This is a genomic window from Peribacillus suis, from assembly GCF_059384845.1.
In genome coordinates this window covers 1,602,538-1,618,288 of the sequence record NZ_CM182019.1, presented here as the reverse complement: position 1 = coordinate 1,618,288, position 15,751 = coordinate 1,602,538, and the positions used below count along the sequence as shown (strand labels likewise).

Annotated in this window: 17 protein-coding genes and 1 pseudogene; 5 read left to right on the top strand and 13 right to left on the bottom strand. The window is 36.5% G+C overall.

Going from position 1 to position 15,751, the window contains the following annotated elements:
• Window positions 1-15: 15 nt before the first annotated feature.
• The 5 genes from sirA to yneA all read right to left on the bottom strand — a co-directional run bounded on the left by sirA (window position 16) and on the right by yneA (window position 4,246).
• Complete coding sequence (sirA, locus tag AC503W_RS07985; protein WP_402956413.1) at window positions 16-456, bottom strand: sporulation inhibitor of replication protein SirA; 441 nt, start codon at window positions 454-456, stop codon at window positions 16-18.
• Window positions 457-729: 273 nt separating this feature from the next.
• Window positions 730-2,736: a transketolase gene (gene tkt / locus AC503W_RS07980; RefSeq protein WP_427686334.1), complete on the bottom strand. Its 2,007-nt coding sequence runs from the start codon at window positions 2,734-2,736 to the stop codon at window positions 730-732.
• A gap of 231 nt (window positions 2,737-2,967) precedes the next feature.
• Window positions 2,968-3,201: a DUF896 domain-containing protein gene (locus AC503W_RS07975; protein ID WP_402875358.1), complete on the bottom strand. Its 234-nt coding sequence runs from the start codon at window positions 3,199-3,201 to the stop codon at window positions 2,968-2,970.
• Between the two features lie 64 nt (window positions 3,202-3,265).
• Window positions 3,266-3,922, bottom strand: coding sequence for a YneB family resolvase-like protein (locus AC503W_RS07970; protein WP_427686336.1), 657 nt, complete (start codon window positions 3,920-3,922; stop codon window positions 3,266-3,268).
• Between the two features lie 12 nt (window positions 3,923-3,934).
• A complete protein-coding gene (gene yneA / locus AC503W_RS07965) occupies window positions 3,935-4,246 on the bottom strand; it encodes a cell division suppressor protein YneA (RefSeq protein WP_402875354.1) in 312 nt (103 codons plus the stop codon).
• Window positions 4,247-4,405: 159 nt separating this feature from the next.
• On the opposite strand from yneA, the gene lexA reads away from it, so the two are divergent.
• Window positions 4,406-5,029 carry a transcriptional repressor LexA gene (gene lexA / locus AC503W_RS07960; protein WP_402875352.1) on the top strand — a complete coding sequence of 208 codons (624 nt, stop codon included), beginning with the start codon at window positions 4,406-4,408 and terminating at the stop codon, window positions 5,027-5,029.
• A gap of 193 nt (window positions 5,030-5,222) precedes the next feature.
• Window positions 5,223-5,510 carry a hypothetical protein gene (locus AC503W_RS07955; RefSeq protein WP_402956409.1) on the top strand — a complete coding sequence of 96 codons (288 nt, stop codon included), beginning with the start codon at window positions 5,223-5,225 and terminating at the stop codon, window positions 5,508-5,510.
• 170 nt (window positions 5,511-5,680) lie between these two features.
• Here AC503W_RS07955 and AC503W_RS07950 read toward each other — a convergent pair whose 3' ends face one another.
• A complete protein-coding gene (locus AC503W_RS07950; protein WP_402875429.1) occupies window positions 5,681-5,917 on the bottom strand; it encodes a GlsB/YeaQ/YmgE family stress response membrane protein in 237 nt (78 codons plus the stop codon).
• Between the two features lie 752 nt (window positions 5,918-6,669).
• On the opposite strand from AC503W_RS07950, the gene AC503W_RS07945 reads away from it, so the two are divergent.
• Entirely contained in the window at window positions 6,670-8,163 is a 1,494-nt protein-coding gene (locus AC503W_RS07945; protein WP_427686338.1) for a peptide MFS transporter, read from the top strand.
• Window positions 8,164-8,215: 52 nt separating this feature from the next.
• On the opposite strand, the gene AC503W_RS07940 is transcribed toward AC503W_RS07945, so the two are convergent.
• Window positions 8,216-8,824, bottom strand: a complete 609-nt coding sequence (locus tag AC503W_RS07940) for a VanZ family protein (RefSeq protein WP_403123107.1) — start codon at window positions 8,822-8,824, stop codon at window positions 8,216-8,218.
• 363 nt (window positions 8,825-9,187) lie between these two features.
• Here AC503W_RS07940 and AC503W_RS07935 point away from each other — a divergent pair, with 363 nt between their 5' ends.
• Entirely contained in the window at window positions 9,188-9,463 is a 276-nt protein-coding gene (locus tag AC503W_RS07935; RefSeq protein WP_402956403.1) for a YqhV family protein, read from the top strand.
• A 226-nt stretch (window positions 9,464-9,689) separates the two neighbouring features.
• Here AC503W_RS07935 and AC503W_RS07930 read toward each other — a convergent pair whose 3' ends face one another.
• Both AC503W_RS07930 and AC503W_RS07925 read right to left on the bottom strand, forming a co-directional pair.
• The gene (locus AC503W_RS07930) at window positions 9,690-10,382 is read right to left on the bottom strand and encodes an N-acetylmuramoyl-L-alanine amidase (RefSeq protein ID WP_427686340.1); all 693 of its coding nucleotides are present in this window, start codon (window positions 10,380-10,382) and stop codon (window positions 9,690-9,692) included.
• A gap of 238 nt (window positions 10,383-10,620) precedes the next feature.
• Window positions 10,621-10,887 (bottom strand): CotD family spore coat protein, encoded by a 267-nt coding sequence (locus AC503W_RS07925; protein ID WP_427686342.1) that lies wholly within the window; start codon window positions 10,885-10,887, stop codon window positions 10,621-10,623.
• A gap of 370 nt (window positions 10,888-11,257) precedes the next feature.
• Here AC503W_RS07925 and AC503W_RS07920 point away from each other — a divergent pair, with 370 nt between their 5' ends.
• Complete coding sequence (locus AC503W_RS07920; protein WP_427686344.1) at window positions 11,258-11,635, top strand: PH domain-containing protein; 378 nt, start codon at window positions 11,258-11,260, stop codon at window positions 11,633-11,635.
• Window positions 11,636-11,946: 311 nt separating this feature from the next.
• On the opposite strand, the gene AC503W_RS07915 is transcribed toward AC503W_RS07920, so the two are convergent.
• The 4 genes and pseudogenes from AC503W_RS07915 to AC503W_RS07900 all read right to left on the bottom strand — a co-directional run bounded on the left by AC503W_RS07915 (window position 11,947) and on the right by AC503W_RS07900 (window position 15,727).
• The gene (locus AC503W_RS07915; protein WP_403123111.1) at window positions 11,947-12,393 is read right to left on the bottom strand and encodes a hypothetical protein; all 447 of its coding nucleotides are present in this window, start codon (window positions 12,391-12,393) and stop codon (window positions 11,947-11,949) included.
• Window positions 12,394-12,733: 340 nt separating this feature from the next.
• Window positions 12,734-13,278: pseudogene (locus AC503W_RS07910) on the bottom strand (GNAT family N-acetyltransferase).
• Window positions 13,279-13,950: 672 nt separating this feature from the next.
• Complete coding sequence (gene glnA / locus AC503W_RS07905; protein WP_402875294.1) at window positions 13,951-15,285, bottom strand: type I glutamate--ammonia ligase; 1,335 nt, start codon at window positions 15,283-15,285, stop codon at window positions 13,951-13,953.
• 37 nt (window positions 15,286-15,322) lie between these two features.
• Window positions 15,323-15,727: a MerR family transcriptional regulator gene (locus AC503W_RS07900; protein WP_402875291.1), complete on the bottom strand. Its 405-nt coding sequence runs from the start codon at window positions 15,725-15,727 to the stop codon at window positions 15,323-15,325.
• Window positions 15,728-15,751 lie beyond the last annotated feature (24 nt).

Below are 15,751 nucleotides of genomic sequence, written 5' to 3'. Positions count from 1 at the left end.
CGAAAAGTCCCCCATTTAGACAAATTTTCTTTCTTTAATCGGTTTTAACCAACCATACTTTTCATGTTCAAAATCAATGGCTAGAAAACCTGGTTCGCATTTGCGAATACATTCAAAGAAAGCAGTCTCCGCTTCAACGTCACCTTCAGATTTAAGTATTATGGATTCACCCTCAATAGTTAAGGCCGCCTTGCTTGTTCCACTTGTTTTTTCTAAATAGTATTTACCGTTTTGCGACCAAAAATTCATCTTTTTCTTTAACCGCTGTTCAATAACAGCCTGCAATTGGATTACGGGAACTGTCTTGGTGACATATTCGATTTGTTTTTGCAAAATACTCCTTAGTCCACCCTTTGCTTGAATATACTCCAAAAACAAATTGAAGAAAAGCTTTTCCCTACCATAATAATGATGGGCGAATTCATCTTCAATCAAAAAAATCTGATAGGTCCTCATTTGCCTATACCTCCCTAGGATCTCAATTTACGAATAGATATTAAAACGTAATGTCTTTTGCCATGACCCTTTATAAACCTTTACCCATTTGACACATTTAATCGATAATTAATTATTCTTATTATATCTTGACAAAACAACAAGATATGTTGTTTGCTGGAGAAATTTTCATCTTTTTTTGTCGAATGGGATTTTTTTAAATAAGTCCTCATTTACCTGAAATATAAGAAAAACTGACACCTCATAAATAGGTGTCAGTCAGGTCTTACTCAATTATTTAACAAGCATCTCTTTCACACGAGCTACTACATTTTCAACGGTAAAGCCGAATTCTTTCATAATTTTACCGCCTGGAGCTGAAGCGCCAAAATGATTAATGGCTAAAATTTCACCTTCATCCCCTGTATAACGGTCCCAGCCAAATGGTGAAGCCATTTCGATAGCCAGACGTTTTTTGACAGCCGGGTTGATTACACTTTGTTTGTAATCCTTGGATTGAGTTTCAAAACGATCCCACGATGGCATGCTGATAACGGAAACTTCAATTCCTTCCTCCGACAATGCTTGCTGTGCTTCGACAGCTAGATGAACTTCAGAACCAGTAGCCAGTAGCAATGCATCCGCTACTTCTTTTTTAGCGTCTGATATAACATACGCACCTTTTAACACACCTTCATAAGCAGTTTCTGATGTGTTTTTGATTGTCGGTAACCCTTGTCGTGTTAACACAAGTGCCGTTGGTTTATCTTTAGACTCAATAGCGACCTTCCAAGCTGCTGCAACTTCATTACCATCAGCTGGACGAATCACACCAAGATTAGGCATGGCACGTAATGAGGCTAATTGTTCGATAGGCTCATGTGTCGGTCCGTCTTCACCAACAGCGATACTGTCGTGAGTGAATACATATGTTACAGGAAGTCCCATTAAGGCAGCCATTCGGATGGATGGACGTAGATAATCAGAGAATACGAAGAATGTTCCACCGTAAACCTTGATGCCACCATGTAGCGTCATCCCATTCAATGCTGCTCCCATAGCGAATTCACGTACACCAAACCAAATATTACGTCCACTATAATTTCCAGGCAATAGATCTGTAGCACCTTTGATGGATGTATTATTTGAACCTGCTAAATCAGCTGAACCTCCAATAAGGCTAGGTAGTTTTTTCGCTAATGCATTCAATACTTCTCCACTGGAAGCACGCGAAGCCAATGTCTTGCCTTCTTCATAAACTGGAATTTCTTGATCCCAGTCTGCAGGTAGTTCACCTTTTATAGAAAGCTCCAGCTGTTCAGCGAGCTCAGGGTACGCTTCTTTATATTTATTAAATAATTCATTCCATTCTTGTTCTTTTTTATTTCCAGCTTCTACGCAAGCTTCATTAAAGTGTGCATATACTTCATCCGGAACATAAAAGTCTTCTTCGAATGTCCATTTGTAAGCTTCTTTTGTCAACTTCATTTCATCAGCACCTAGAGGAGCACCGTGAGCAGCAGACTTACCAGAGCGGTTAGGAGAACCATAACCAATCACTGTCTTCACTTCGATTAAAGTTGGACGAGCTTCATCAGTCTTTGCTTCGTCAATGGCTTTTGCGATTTGTTGTAAATCGTTGCCGTCTTCCACTCTCAGATACTGCCAGCCGTATGATTTAAAACGGTCTGCTACACTTTCACTGAATGATTGGCTAAGATCTCCATCAAGAGAAATATCGTTTGAATCATATAAAACGACAAGTCTTCCTAGTTGAAGATGCCCTGCTAAAGAAGCTGCTTCAGCTGAAACGCCTTCCATTAAGTCTCCATCCCCACAAATACTATATGTATAATGATCAACCACATTATAAGAATCACGATTGTAGCTTTCAGCCAAGTGACGTTCTGCCATTGCCATACCTACAGCCATTGCAATCCCTTGGCCAAGTGGTCCAGTAGTGGCATCTACTCCAGCAGTATGTCCGTATTCAGGATGCCCAGGAGTTTTACTTCCCCATTGACGGAAACCCTTTAAGTCATCCATTGTCAAGCCGTAACCTGATAAATGCAGGAGACTGTATAATAGCATGGAACCATGTCCTGCCGATAAAACAAAACGGTCTCTATTAAACCAATCAGGATTTTTCGGGTTATGATTCATATAATCAGTCCACAGCTTATATGCCATGGGAGCTGCACCCATAGGCATGCCTGGATGACCTGAATTAGCCTTTTCAATTGCATCGATCGATAATGTACGAATTGTATTAATAGAAAGTGCATCTAATTTATCTAACATGTGTAAAACATCCCTTCCTGTAGTGTACCTCTTTATATTATATTGACTAACTTAATATCACAACTAAAATAACCATTTCTTGCACAGCTAATTCAATTTTCTACTAATTAAGGATTTACCAAGGTTAGGTTAAACCAAAAAAGAGAATACATACATCGATGCATTCTCTTTTTTCACTTTACATTCCTCATGAGTAATCCTAATTATGGGGCCATCATCAGTCCTTATTGGTTAATGTAAACCTTTTTTTTCTTTAATATTTTTTATTTTTTGAGGCGTGACATCATTACCTTCTGGATCGATAACTTTAACATTTTCTAACGTATCAGCCATTGAACGTCTAAATGTCTCCAAATACTCACTTCGTAAGGAAGTTTGCTCTTTCGCCTCTTCTACAGTTAAGCCCTCTCCCTTAGCTTTTTTAGAAAGTTCATTGATACGGGCCATTTTTTCTTTTGATAGCATAATTTTTCTCCTTTATATATACGGATATTGACATGGTATTAAAAAAAAAGTGAAATTACAAGTTCTATGATTGATTCTCCGGTGTACCTTGCTGGTATTCCAAGAATCTGCGGTGTACCGTTGCTTTTGACACGTCATAGCCAAAGCCTCTCAGTGTTGCCGCAATCTCGGCAAAAGTTAATCCATTCGAACGCAGTTTCACAATTTCTTCTATGGGTACTTCTTTACGATCCCTGCCAGTGGAGTTTCTTTGGTTCTTCAGGTTTTTCTGGGGGCGGTAGCCATTTTCAACGGCCCTAAGCATACCACGTTTAATTTTCAGGTTATGTAGTTTGCGTTGATATTCTTCTACAATACCAACAATTTGGATAACCATGGCATCAGAGTCCGATAACTCTAATTCACCATCATGAGAAAGTGTGAAAATCTTCACTCCTTCTTTAAGTACAACATGAAACAAGGCAATTTTAGCATTTCCTCTTCCCAACCTAGTTTCATCTTGAATCAGGAGAACATCCGCTTCTTTTGTCTTAAAAAGATCAAGCATGTCAAATATCCCGTCACGGTTCAGTTCGTAACCACTTGCCTGCTCTCTTATTATTGAAACGACTTCCATGTCATTATGTTCTGCTAACTTTACTAATTCCTCTTCCTGCCTAGCTAGCGAGGTTTCCTGTGTTTCTTTTTCTGTACTTACCCGACAATAGATGACTGCTTTCATATGAACCTACCTTTACTGCTTACTAGCCAAACTTTGGACTACTTTTTCACTTTCAACTGGTATGACAATGATTTGACCTGCCTTAATCGTATCCGCCCTTACACCGTTATACTCTTCTATCCAACCAATGAATTCTTTTTTTGTCAATTCGGTTTGACCATATTCTTCTGAAATCTCCCATATAGTATCACCTTCGTTAATTTCAATCGAAAGGAAATCCTTATTTTGATTACTATCTAATGTGAAAGAGAATAAAATAGACAAGATAAATACAAATCCTGCTAATAGAATCGTATAGATATTATTTTTGCAAAATGTCTTCATTAATATCCCTCCATAGCGAATGTACGTTCGTTTTTAGTTGATAATTGAATTATAATACGAACGTTTGTTTCAGTCAACAACCAAATTCGAACTTATGTTTGTATAGCATGGAGAGCCATGCTATAATATAGCAAAGAATTATAGAGAAGAGGTGCGTATATGACTAAACTATCAAAACGGCAGCAGGATATTCTTGATTTCATAAAAGATGAAGTTCGTCAAAAAGGTTATCCACCTTCCGTTAGAGAGATTGGCGAAGCTGTGGGACTTGCATCAAGTTCGACTGTACATGGACATTTATCTCGTTTGGAAAGCAAAGGCTTAATCAGACGCGACCCGACTAAACCAAGGGCCATTGAGATTTTAAATATAGAAGAATCTAATAACATTCCAAAAACAAACGTAGTTAACGTACCACTTCTCGGAAAAGTAACCGCAGGTATGCCGATAACTGCCATTGAGAACATAGAGGAATACTTCCCTCTTCCTGAAAGTATGGTTCCACATGATGATCATGTGTTCATGCTTGAAATTATGGGTGAAAGTATGATTGAAGCAGGAATTCATGATGGAGATTATGTCATTGTAAAACAACAAAGCAATGCCAATAACGGAGATATCGTCGTGGCCATGACGGAAGATGATGAAGCCACCGTTAAACGATTCTTTAAGGAACCGGATTACATACGGCTTCAGCCGGAAAACTCCAATATGGAACCTATCATTCTAAGAGATGTAACCATTCTTGGAAGAGTGATCGGGCTATATAGGCAAATTCACTAAAAGCGCACAAATTGCGCTTTTTTTATTTGTTTTAAGTCTATGTATTACATCCTATGTATATGACAGAAGCAATATTATAATATTTTACTAGAGAGCATTGAATAACAAACCGAGTCAAAATAACAAGGTATAATTCTTTTATATCCGGTGAAATTAAGTTCAATAGACATTTCTTTTTGAAAGTGGTGTTACTATGGATTTTCCGACGATACATACGAATTTTTGGGATGCTGTAATGGCTATCCCAACTATCATGATTTTGACCCAAATTATAAAGTTTCTCTTTCCTATCCCCCGAAGTTACGTACCCACTATTGCGTTATGTCTTGGTTTAATCATTTCTATATTCATAAGCCATCGGCATAACTTGACTACCGGGATTTTTATGGGATGGTTTTACGGATACGCCAGTATCGGTAATTACGCCGCACTTAAAACAGCTTTCGTATCCTTTAGAAACTCTGATAATCATTCGGATTGAGTAAACACTGATCGATCCTTTAATCGAAACCTCTATTTTTTTACGCAAAAAAACTGTCCAGTATTGTTGAACAGCATTTTCAAGCAATAATGGACACATATAGATCAGCTTTCTCTAAACCATCTACACGTGATTCTGGAAAATTTATTCAATCGTATACCCTCTGCTTTCTACCTCCATCTTGTATTTCTCATGATAATGGATACAATGAACACTACAATTATGGCACCCAGTAACGCAGGCACAATGTAAAACCCTTCTGTTTCAGGTCCGATTGGCCCTAATATTGCAGTACCAAGCCATGCTCCAACAAATCCAGCAATGATATTTCCAATAATTCCACCCGGCATATCCCTTCCTAAAATCAGGCTTCCCAGCCATCCAATTATTCCACCAACAATTAACATCCAAATTAGCTCCAAAAATAACCACCTCCTTTCTCTAAAATTTATGAAATTTTTTTATTAATAGAACAGACTTGTGACTAATGAAAATCACTTAAGCTCCTCAGGCAATAAACTTATCGGCTGCTTATATACTTCTACCTATATAGGTACTATAAAAGGCCGCCCTAAAAAGGGTGGCCTTTAGTGTTTGATCTTCCGTTCTCCCTACCACAAAGAAAACCATCCAGTAAGAATGGTTGAAAATTATTATTTGGTTATAATAATAAATGCCGCCAGATAACTGCAATTATCTGGCGGCACCACATGGTAAAAAAGAAAACAATTAAATTGCTTTCTATACTAGAATAAGTATTTTGGCTTCTTTTGTCGATATGACAATATTCCTATTTTCAATTATTTACACTATTTCCTACCATACTTTTTTAATATTTCAACCTTTATTCATCATCATTTTTTCTACACAACCATTTAAAATTGGATTTTCATAACTTATTGAAGGTTCTTGCAATTCGAAACCCCAAATCATTTACTTAATGGATTATATATCAAATGAACGGTGCGTTTTCAATCCAACGTGATTAAAGGGCTCTAATATATACCTCATTACCTATTTATGCCATTTCAATAGTCCTGTATTTCACAAAAACGGGATATAAACACCACTTATTATGAACTATTATTAAAATACACTAAATATTCTTTACAACTGCTCTAAGAAAAGTTATTATACTATAATAAAAGGAGGAGAATGTATGTCATCAATAAATAAACAGAAAATTTTGGATAGCATTCCTCAAAAAGGTTTTTTCGGAAACCCTAAAGGACTATTCACTCTTTTCTTCACGGAGTTTTGGGAGCGCTTCTCCTATTATGGTATGAAGGCCATTCTTGTATACTATATGTATTATGAGGTATCTAAAGGTGGATTAGGTCTTGATGAAAAAACATCTCTAGCCATTGTATCCATCTATGGATCGTTAGTATATATGTCCGGAATTATTGGTGGCTGGTTAGCCGATAGGATTTTCGGAACATCGAAAGCCGTTTTTTACGGCGGTATATTGATTATGCTTGGTCATATTGCACTTGCCATACCGGGCAGCATTTCCATGTTCTTTGTTTCCATGATACTAATCGTTATAGGTACAGGTCTTTTAAAACCAAATGTATCCAGTATTGTTGGGGAGCTATATGCAGAAGACGATAACCGTCGAGATTCTGGTTTCAGCATATTCTACATGGGAATAAACACGGGTGCATTCATTGCTCCGCTTATTGTCGGAACAGTTGGAATGAAGTACAATTTCCACCTTGGATTCGGTATTGCAGCCGTTGGTATGTTTATTGGATTAATCGTCTTCATGGCTACAAAGAAAAAAAATCTGGGACTTGCAGGAATAACCCCTGTCAATCCTTTGGCTCCGAATGAAAAGAAATCTGTTTACACCAAGATTGGGCTAGCTATTTTAATTATTGCCATCATTTGTGCAATCGCTATCTCAAATGGTCTCTTAACACTTAATAGCTTTATCGGCCTTGTTGGTATTCTTGGAATTCTTATTCCTACCATGTATTTTATTGTGATGTACCGTAGTCCGAAAACAACAGCTGTTGAGCGTTCACGTTTACTAGCCTATATTCCTTTATTTATAGCAGCTGTCATGTTTTGGGCCATCCAAGAACAAGGCTCAACTATTTTAGCAAATTATGCTGATAAACGGACACAGTTAGAATTTGCAGGTTTTCACATTTCACCAGCATGGTTCCAATCTTTAAACCCATTGTTCATCATTACTTTAGCTCCTTTATTCGCATGGTTATGGGTTAAATTAGGGAAACGTCAGCCAACTATACCTCAAAAGTTTTCAATTGGCCTATTCTTTGCTGGTTTATCATTCCTAGTAATTTTGGTTCCCTCTTATTTTGGAGGAGCCGGTTCATTAGTTAGCCCATTATGGCTTGTACTTAGTTATTTCCTTGTAGTAATTGGAGAGCTATGCTTGTCACCTGTTGGTATGTCAGCTACGACTAAACTTGCTCCATCTGCGTTCTCAGCACAAATGATGAGTTTATGGTTCTTAGCCAATGCAGCAGCACAAGCATTAAATGCTCAAATTGTAAGATTTTACTCTGCGGACACGGAAATGGTCTATTTCGGGGCTATCGGAATCACTTCATTGATTTTAGGATTTATCCTATTGGCAATATCACCAAAGATTCAAGGCTTTATGAAAGGCTTACGTTAACAAATGTAAAGCCAGCTTCTCCTATCATGGACAAGCTGGCTTTTTTTGTTTTTCATGCATTCCGCTTTGCGGGGATAATATCTATCACTTTCACGAACCAACGATACAAGAAATATCCCAAATATACCCCAATAAGGTTCAAGATCAGATCGTCTATATCCAAACTTCCTCTTTGAAAAACATACTGGCATATTTCTATGATTGAGATTGAGAAAAAGGGAATAAGAAATCTTGGAATACCGGTCATCTTTTTTCCCTTTCTGGATAGCAGGTACAATCCAAATGGAATGAATAATCCTACATTTGCACTTAGATTATAAAAAGAAACAAGCCAATTCGAATCACCAGTTAAATAAGGGCTGATTGTAGATAACGGGATAATATTATACGAATATTCCTGTCCTTCAGGTCGGAAGAAAAGTAAAACTAGCAAAGAGAAACTATAACCACTTATCGCTACCTGCCAATACAATCGGGGTAGTTTTATTGTTTCCCCCCTGACCAATAAGACGATCATCAACACAGAGACTACAATACAAACCCATACAACCATGATCACCCAAGGGTTCAAATAGAATAGGAGTTGAAGAAAAATAGGTAGACCACCGAAGAATAACCCCTGTGAGAACAGAAGCGTAAGCAATAGCGTTTTATAAGTCATATGGGGCCCTCCTTCTAACGAATACCATTACATCCTAGGCTATTGAGGACATACCGTCAATATGAAAGATATAGCGCTTGGTACAACACTCATAAGATTTCCTACTTTTTCTCTCCGTTGACATACTCCTTAACACGTAATTTCTGACCGACTTTTATTATATATATATATTGGTATCTGTCGGCTATCGTACTGTTTAGCCAAGAAAGATACCGTGTCACCTGACTTCCACCTGACCCCCTTCATAAAGTCCATAACGATGGGTATTTTCAAATGGAACGACCACCGGGATAGGATAAAGTTGTCCTATTTTTTAAAATAGATTCATAAGATAAACGTGCCAAAAGTTCGGAGGGGAAAATCATGTTTATAGCTTTTGAAAAAGCCGTTCTTATAATGGGTTTACTTCGTTTGCTTTCGGGAAGTATAGAAATATTCGCAGCTATACTCATGTTAAGACTTAATGATATCGAAAAAGCGTTGGTTGTGAATAGTTCCCTCGCACTTGTTGGACCTATAATACTTATTAGTACAACAGCTGTTGGCTTATTCGGGATGACCGAAAAGCTTTCCCTCTTTAAAGTTTCATGCATCTTTATAGGAGTGACCATTATATTTATTGGAATAAAAAGCGAATAATAAGCATAAAACAACCATTCTCAATAAATGGGATTGCCCAAGATAAAACATTTCGGCACCTTTTTGATTTCACCAACGATATTTTCAGATTATCTACATATGTGACAGCCATTTCTACAATTCACTTAATCAACTTCTTTAATCTCAATAAGAGAAGGGATTAGATATGGTGTGTAGTGTGGTATCTCGAAGTACTTGATAATGTTTCATTCACCATCCAGAGCTATCATTTCACTCGCAGTTTTTGACCGATTTCAAGGTAATTGGGTTTAACCTTAGGGTTCAGAGCTAAAAGTTTAGACACACTTGTTCCATATTTTATGGCAATGCTATAAAGAGTATCACCCTTTACAATCGTGTGAGTGTTACTTGGTACCTCCTCTTTCCTTTTCAAATTGAATGATTTAACGATTCCATTGACATGTCCTTGAGCCAAATTTTCAATAAAAGCACTCTTTTTCAACTTAGAGGCATCAGAAACATTATCAATGAAGCCATTTTCAGTCAATAAAGCAGGCATAGTGGATTCCCGAAGCACATGTAAATTTCCTGTTTTTTGTCCACGATCTTTCAAATCCACAAGTTTCAGGATTTCAGTGTGGATATTATCCTGGTACTTTTTAGTAACCTGATTAGTGGATGTATAAATATAATCTTCATATCCTTGTCCACCACCGGCATTAATATGGATGGACAAAAAGAAATCAGCTCCCCAGGCGTTCGCTTCGTTTGTCCGTGCCGATAAGGACGGGAAGGTGTCTCCTGTACGACTCATCTTTGTCGATACATTCTTATACCGTGCAAGTAACTCCCTGATTCTTTTAGCAATTTTTAATGTAAGATCTTTTTCTTTCAATCCATTTCCTACAGTGCCTGAATCTTTCCCCCCGTGACCTGGATCAATATATATTTTCACCATAATTATCACCTCCTATTAATTATATGTATAACCCCTATAAATGCTTGTACATCTGTCATTTGATTACTCTCAAAGCAGTGATACACGACTAAAGAACTTGAATAATACAGGGGTGGCCCATATTAGAATGACAGCCTAAAAATTATTATTACATAATAGTATGATTTACTCTTTGAAAGCTTACTACTTCTTGAAAAGGGAAAAGGCACTCATTTCTGATGAGTGCCCTACATGTTAATTATCTATTCCAAAACGGTCTGCAACGATTAGAGTTATTAACATTGCTTCCGCAGTTGAAACTTTCTTCCACTGTTTCATATACTTCCCGTTCCCTTACAGGATAATAATGTTCATTTCTTACAATGGTTCTATTTACATTGATAACTTCAGTAGGGTGTATATGCTTCACTACCCGCCGATTCACTCTGGTATTAACAACCGTTTCAGTTGGGCTAGTAATCACTTCTTCCCTTTGTTCACGGCACTTTCTACAATTACAACTCATTATAAAATCCCACCTTTAATTAGTTTTAGTACTTACAGTGTAGCTTATGAAGTAAGGTGATAACTTGTACTAAACGAATACACTAATTTTTATATTGGTCAGGATAATATAAATGAAACCACTGAATGAGTCATTACTAGTCAGAAATAGATCATTTGTATTTATAATCAAAGTAATACAAGAATAAAGGAAGTTATACGGTTCCCCTCAACAACACTGCCAATTAAAGATAAAATGACCAAAATTGCCCGCTTACAATACTAATTCAATAGTGCTACTATTTATTTAGGTTTTTTTACCTATTTTAAATATAAGTCAAAAATTAAACACGGATTTTTAGAGTAAAACCAAGTTTTAAGGAGGAAATAGCATGGGATTCTTAGATGGATTAATCGGTAATGCCTCAACGATAAGTAAAGATGAAGCATCAAAAGAACTAGAACAGATTCTAACGAATGGTGAGGACGTAGATGCTGCGTTTAAATTAATAAGAGATTTGATTGTATTTACAGACAAACGCCTTATATTAGTGGATAAGCAAGGAATTACTGGCAAAAAGGTAGAATACCATTCCATACCTTTTAAAAGCATTTCCCATTTCAGCGTAGAAACTGCTGGACACTTTGATTTAGACGCAGAATTAAAAATATGGATTTCAGGTGCACAAACACCAGCTGTATCGAAACAATTCAAAAAAGATAAAAGTATTTATGATATTCAAAAATTATTAGCTGCAGTCTGTGGGTAATTCAACGAATATTGATTAGCATAGTTGAAAGAACAAAGGCTTGTTTTGGGGACTCTTATATGGAAGAAAGTAATATTTAATATCAGTGAAATTAACACCAGCTTTCAGATGATAACCAATAGAAAATTGCCGAACTGTATACAACCCTGGTCTCTCGGGCTTTATGCTTGTTCACCCTTTGCACCTCCCGTTAAAAAAACGGTTTTTTCGGATATAATATGTAATTTATTCATTATGATGTATACAATAAGTAATATATGCACGTAAATCATTACTTATTGTATAGCATCTAGAACAAATTGCTTACATATCTATTCAGGTTTAATTTCAATTGTAAATGAGCCTTCTTCTTTAAGTATCTTCATATAGCGATTATCATATTGATCCTCTTCGTACCAAGGTACATAAATATTTTTTAGGGGCTTTTCATCTGTATCTAATAGTTGGATATACATAATGTCATGGTAATTAAATAATCGCCCTAGAATATTAGGTCTGTCTTCCACCTTATTACTTGTAGGATTATTAATATATGCACCAAGAAGATCATCATTATCCGTTGGGGAGTATTCAAGTTCTGTTTGGTGCGTATATGAAATTTCTAAATCTATACGGCTGCTATGATAAGAATTTTCTAAGGCATGATCATCCTTTAAAGGTGTTAGTTCAGCATATGTTAGACCTAAAACACGCTCTGTTGGAATGACAATTGATTCACAATTCTCAAAAACCACTTCTATGTACTTAGCATTATCCATTTGAGCTCACTTCCTTTTTATTATCTATATAGGTAATTATAACAATAAAGGTAAAGTAAAATGTGATTTATTCATACAATCCCTTTCATCCTAAACTTACTTGACCTTTTTAATTCATGATGACACTTAATTTTAACTTTACTTTATAAGGAGTCGTGTGAAACATACTTAGAAAGTATCAAAGTTAATATAAATAAAATAAAGCCCGTCAGATAAAATAGAAGTTCAGTTGTGCCATTAAAGCGCCCTTTTATGGAATAACCAAACAGCTTCTTATAGCTTATTTAGTCTAATAAAAGTTCCATAAAATACTGAAAAGAAAACAATAAAAGGAGGTAGGTTATTTTAATAAATCATCGACCATGAGTCTCCAAATCATGTGATGATAGCATTCGTCCCAATAATTCTCTAAGAAATAATCAGGATCTCCATATTTCTTTTTCCAGATTTTTTGTGCACTTATATATCCACTATCTAAACAAAATTCTTCTATACCCTTATTATGCAGCGTCAAATATATTTTATTTAATAGTAAATTACCTATACCCTTCCTTTGGTAGTCAGGATCCTCAAATACTGTACCCACCTCGTTTAATTTTTTAAAGCATTATCTGTACATTTACTTATAAGATCGCTTGCTGCACCGTATTCAATTGTACCGATTATTTTATCTCCATCTAAAGCAATCAGAAAAAATCGTTTTTCACCATTACTTTCCAAGTCACTTTCTAAGTAGGTTTTCTTAGCTTCAATTTCGTTTTCTATGTCCTCTAGCTTATCCCCTATACCTTCTTTAATAAATATATCAGTTATTACTGTTCTAAAAAATTGATTTAACTCTTTTATATCCTCAGTTCTTGGCCTTCTAATCTCTAAGTTAAGCACTCTAGAGCCTCCTTAAACTTAATACCAATTATTTGAAATTACTGTTAAGGACTTAATCATTTTTTTCAACAAAGGTGTTTATCATAATTACAGATAAGCGCCCTTTAACAGAATAACAAAGCAATTCCAAGGTTTGTTTGAGTAAATATTTGCTTAATCCCCATTTGTTAAGGTTACATGTTCATCAATTGCACATTTTATATTTTCTTTAATGTTATAAAAATGAGGGGCGATCTTAAAAATAGAGTTGAAATATTGAGCCTAATCTACCTTTCTTGCTTATATGATTGATATTGATATTCTATTTATTATCCTTTTTTCCTCCTATTCTTATTTACCTATCCTGCTCGGTTAGTTGAATAGAAGGAAAAATAATATAGTTAAAATAAACCCCTATTATCGGCATCACCGAAGAAAAAACGAATAACATCTTTCACTAAGATTAAAGTTCAACTCTCAACTTATAAGTTGAGAGTTGAACTGCGACATAAAATTGATAGTGAATACTGATGTAGTAGGGCTAAAGGTTAAGTGAACAATTTCGGTGCATATATAAACAAAGTTTTGTCGTGAGTGTGGGTGTTTTGTGTATTTAAAAAGTAAACATAAATATAAAGTATTCACCCACAAAATAAAAACCCTCAACGCTTAGAGCGTCAAGGGTTCAAAGAATTAATACGTGCTCATATATTGTTCGCGTTCCCAAGGGTGAACTTGCGTGCGGAACATATCCCACTCGATTTCTTTTGCTTCGATGAAGTGTTCAAGTAAATGGTCACCTAGAGCATCCTTGATGACTTTATCCGCTTTTAATGTTTCTAATGCCGCGTATAAAGTAGATGGAAGATCGATGATGCCTTCCGCTTCACGTTCTTCTTTGTTCATGACATAGATGTTACGGTCCACTGGAGCTGGAGGAGTCAGGTTATTTGCGATTCCGTCTAGACCCGCTTTTAGGATGACCGCAAGTGCAAGGTATGGGTTTGCTGCTGGATCGACACTACGTACCTCAACACGAGTACTTACTCCACGTGAAGCCGGGATACGGATTAATGGGCTACGGTTTTTAGCGGACCAAGCAACATAGCAAGGTGCTTCATAACCAGGTACTAAACGTTTGTATGAGTTAACAGTTGGGTTAGTTACCGCTGTAAAGTTTGGTGCATGTTTGATGATACCCGCGATAAATTGTTCAGCTGTTTTGCTTAATTCTAATTTACCTTCTTTATCGTAGAAAGCATTTTCGCTTCCCTTAAATAGAGATACGTTACAGTGCATACCTGAACCATTCACACCGAACAATGGTTTTGGCATGAACGTTGCATGTAAACCATGTTTACGGGCAATCGTTTTAACGACCAATTTGAATGTTTGGATGTTATCACAAGCTGATACAGCGTCTGCATATTTCCAATCGATTTCGTGTTGTCCTGGGGCAACTTCGTGATGCGATGCTTCAATTTCAAAGCCCATTTCTTCCAGTTCAAGAACGATATCGCGACGGCAGTTTTCCCCTAAGTCAGTAGGTGCAAGGTCAAAGTATCCACCTTTATCATTTAATTCTAGAGTTGGTTCGCCTTGAGCATCTAGTTTGAATAAGAAAAATTCAGGTTCAGGTCCTAAGTTAAAGTTCGTGAAGCCCATTTCTCTTGCTTCAGCGAGAATTCGTTTTAGGTTAGCACGAGGGTCCCCATCAAAAGGTGTTCCATCTGTATTGTAGATATCGCAAATCAGACGAGCAACTTTACCTTTTTCTGATGTCCAAGGGAAAACCACCCATGTATCTAAATCAGGGTACAAATACATATCTGATTCTTCGATGCGTACGAAACCTTCAATGGAAGATCCGTCAAACATCATTTTATTATCAAGTGCTTTTTCCAATTGACTAACTGGAATTTCTACATTTTTGATTGTTCCTAGGATATCAGTGAATTGTAAACGAATGTACTTTACATTTTCTTCTTTTGCTAAACGAGTAATATCTTCACGTGTAAACTTTGCCATTTTCAATTCCCCCTAAATAATAGTTCATATTGATATTTCATTTGAAAAAACGCGACATATCACCTTGTCGGAGAGATGTGCGATTTCTAGTGCCTTGGAGAAGCTCTGCTCGTAAAAGCTTACGCAGTTCGTCATCACTTAAGTCACGTCTTATTTTCTCCGCCTGTTCAAGATCTTGTGATTTCGGTAAATTTTGTTCTTTTACAGTAAATATCTTCTTAATGCCAGCGAGATTGACGCCTTGTTCGATCAAGTCTTTAATCTCAAGGAGTCTATCAATATCGTTTAAAGAAAAAACGCGCCGGTTTCCGTCTGTTCTCATAGGAGTAATTAATTGATGCTCTTCGTAATATCGAATTTGACGTGCAGACAAATCAGTCAGCTGCATCACAATTCCGATGGAAAAAAGAGGCATAGAACGCCGAATGTTGTTGCCGCTCATTCTTTGCATCCTCCTTTGTTTATC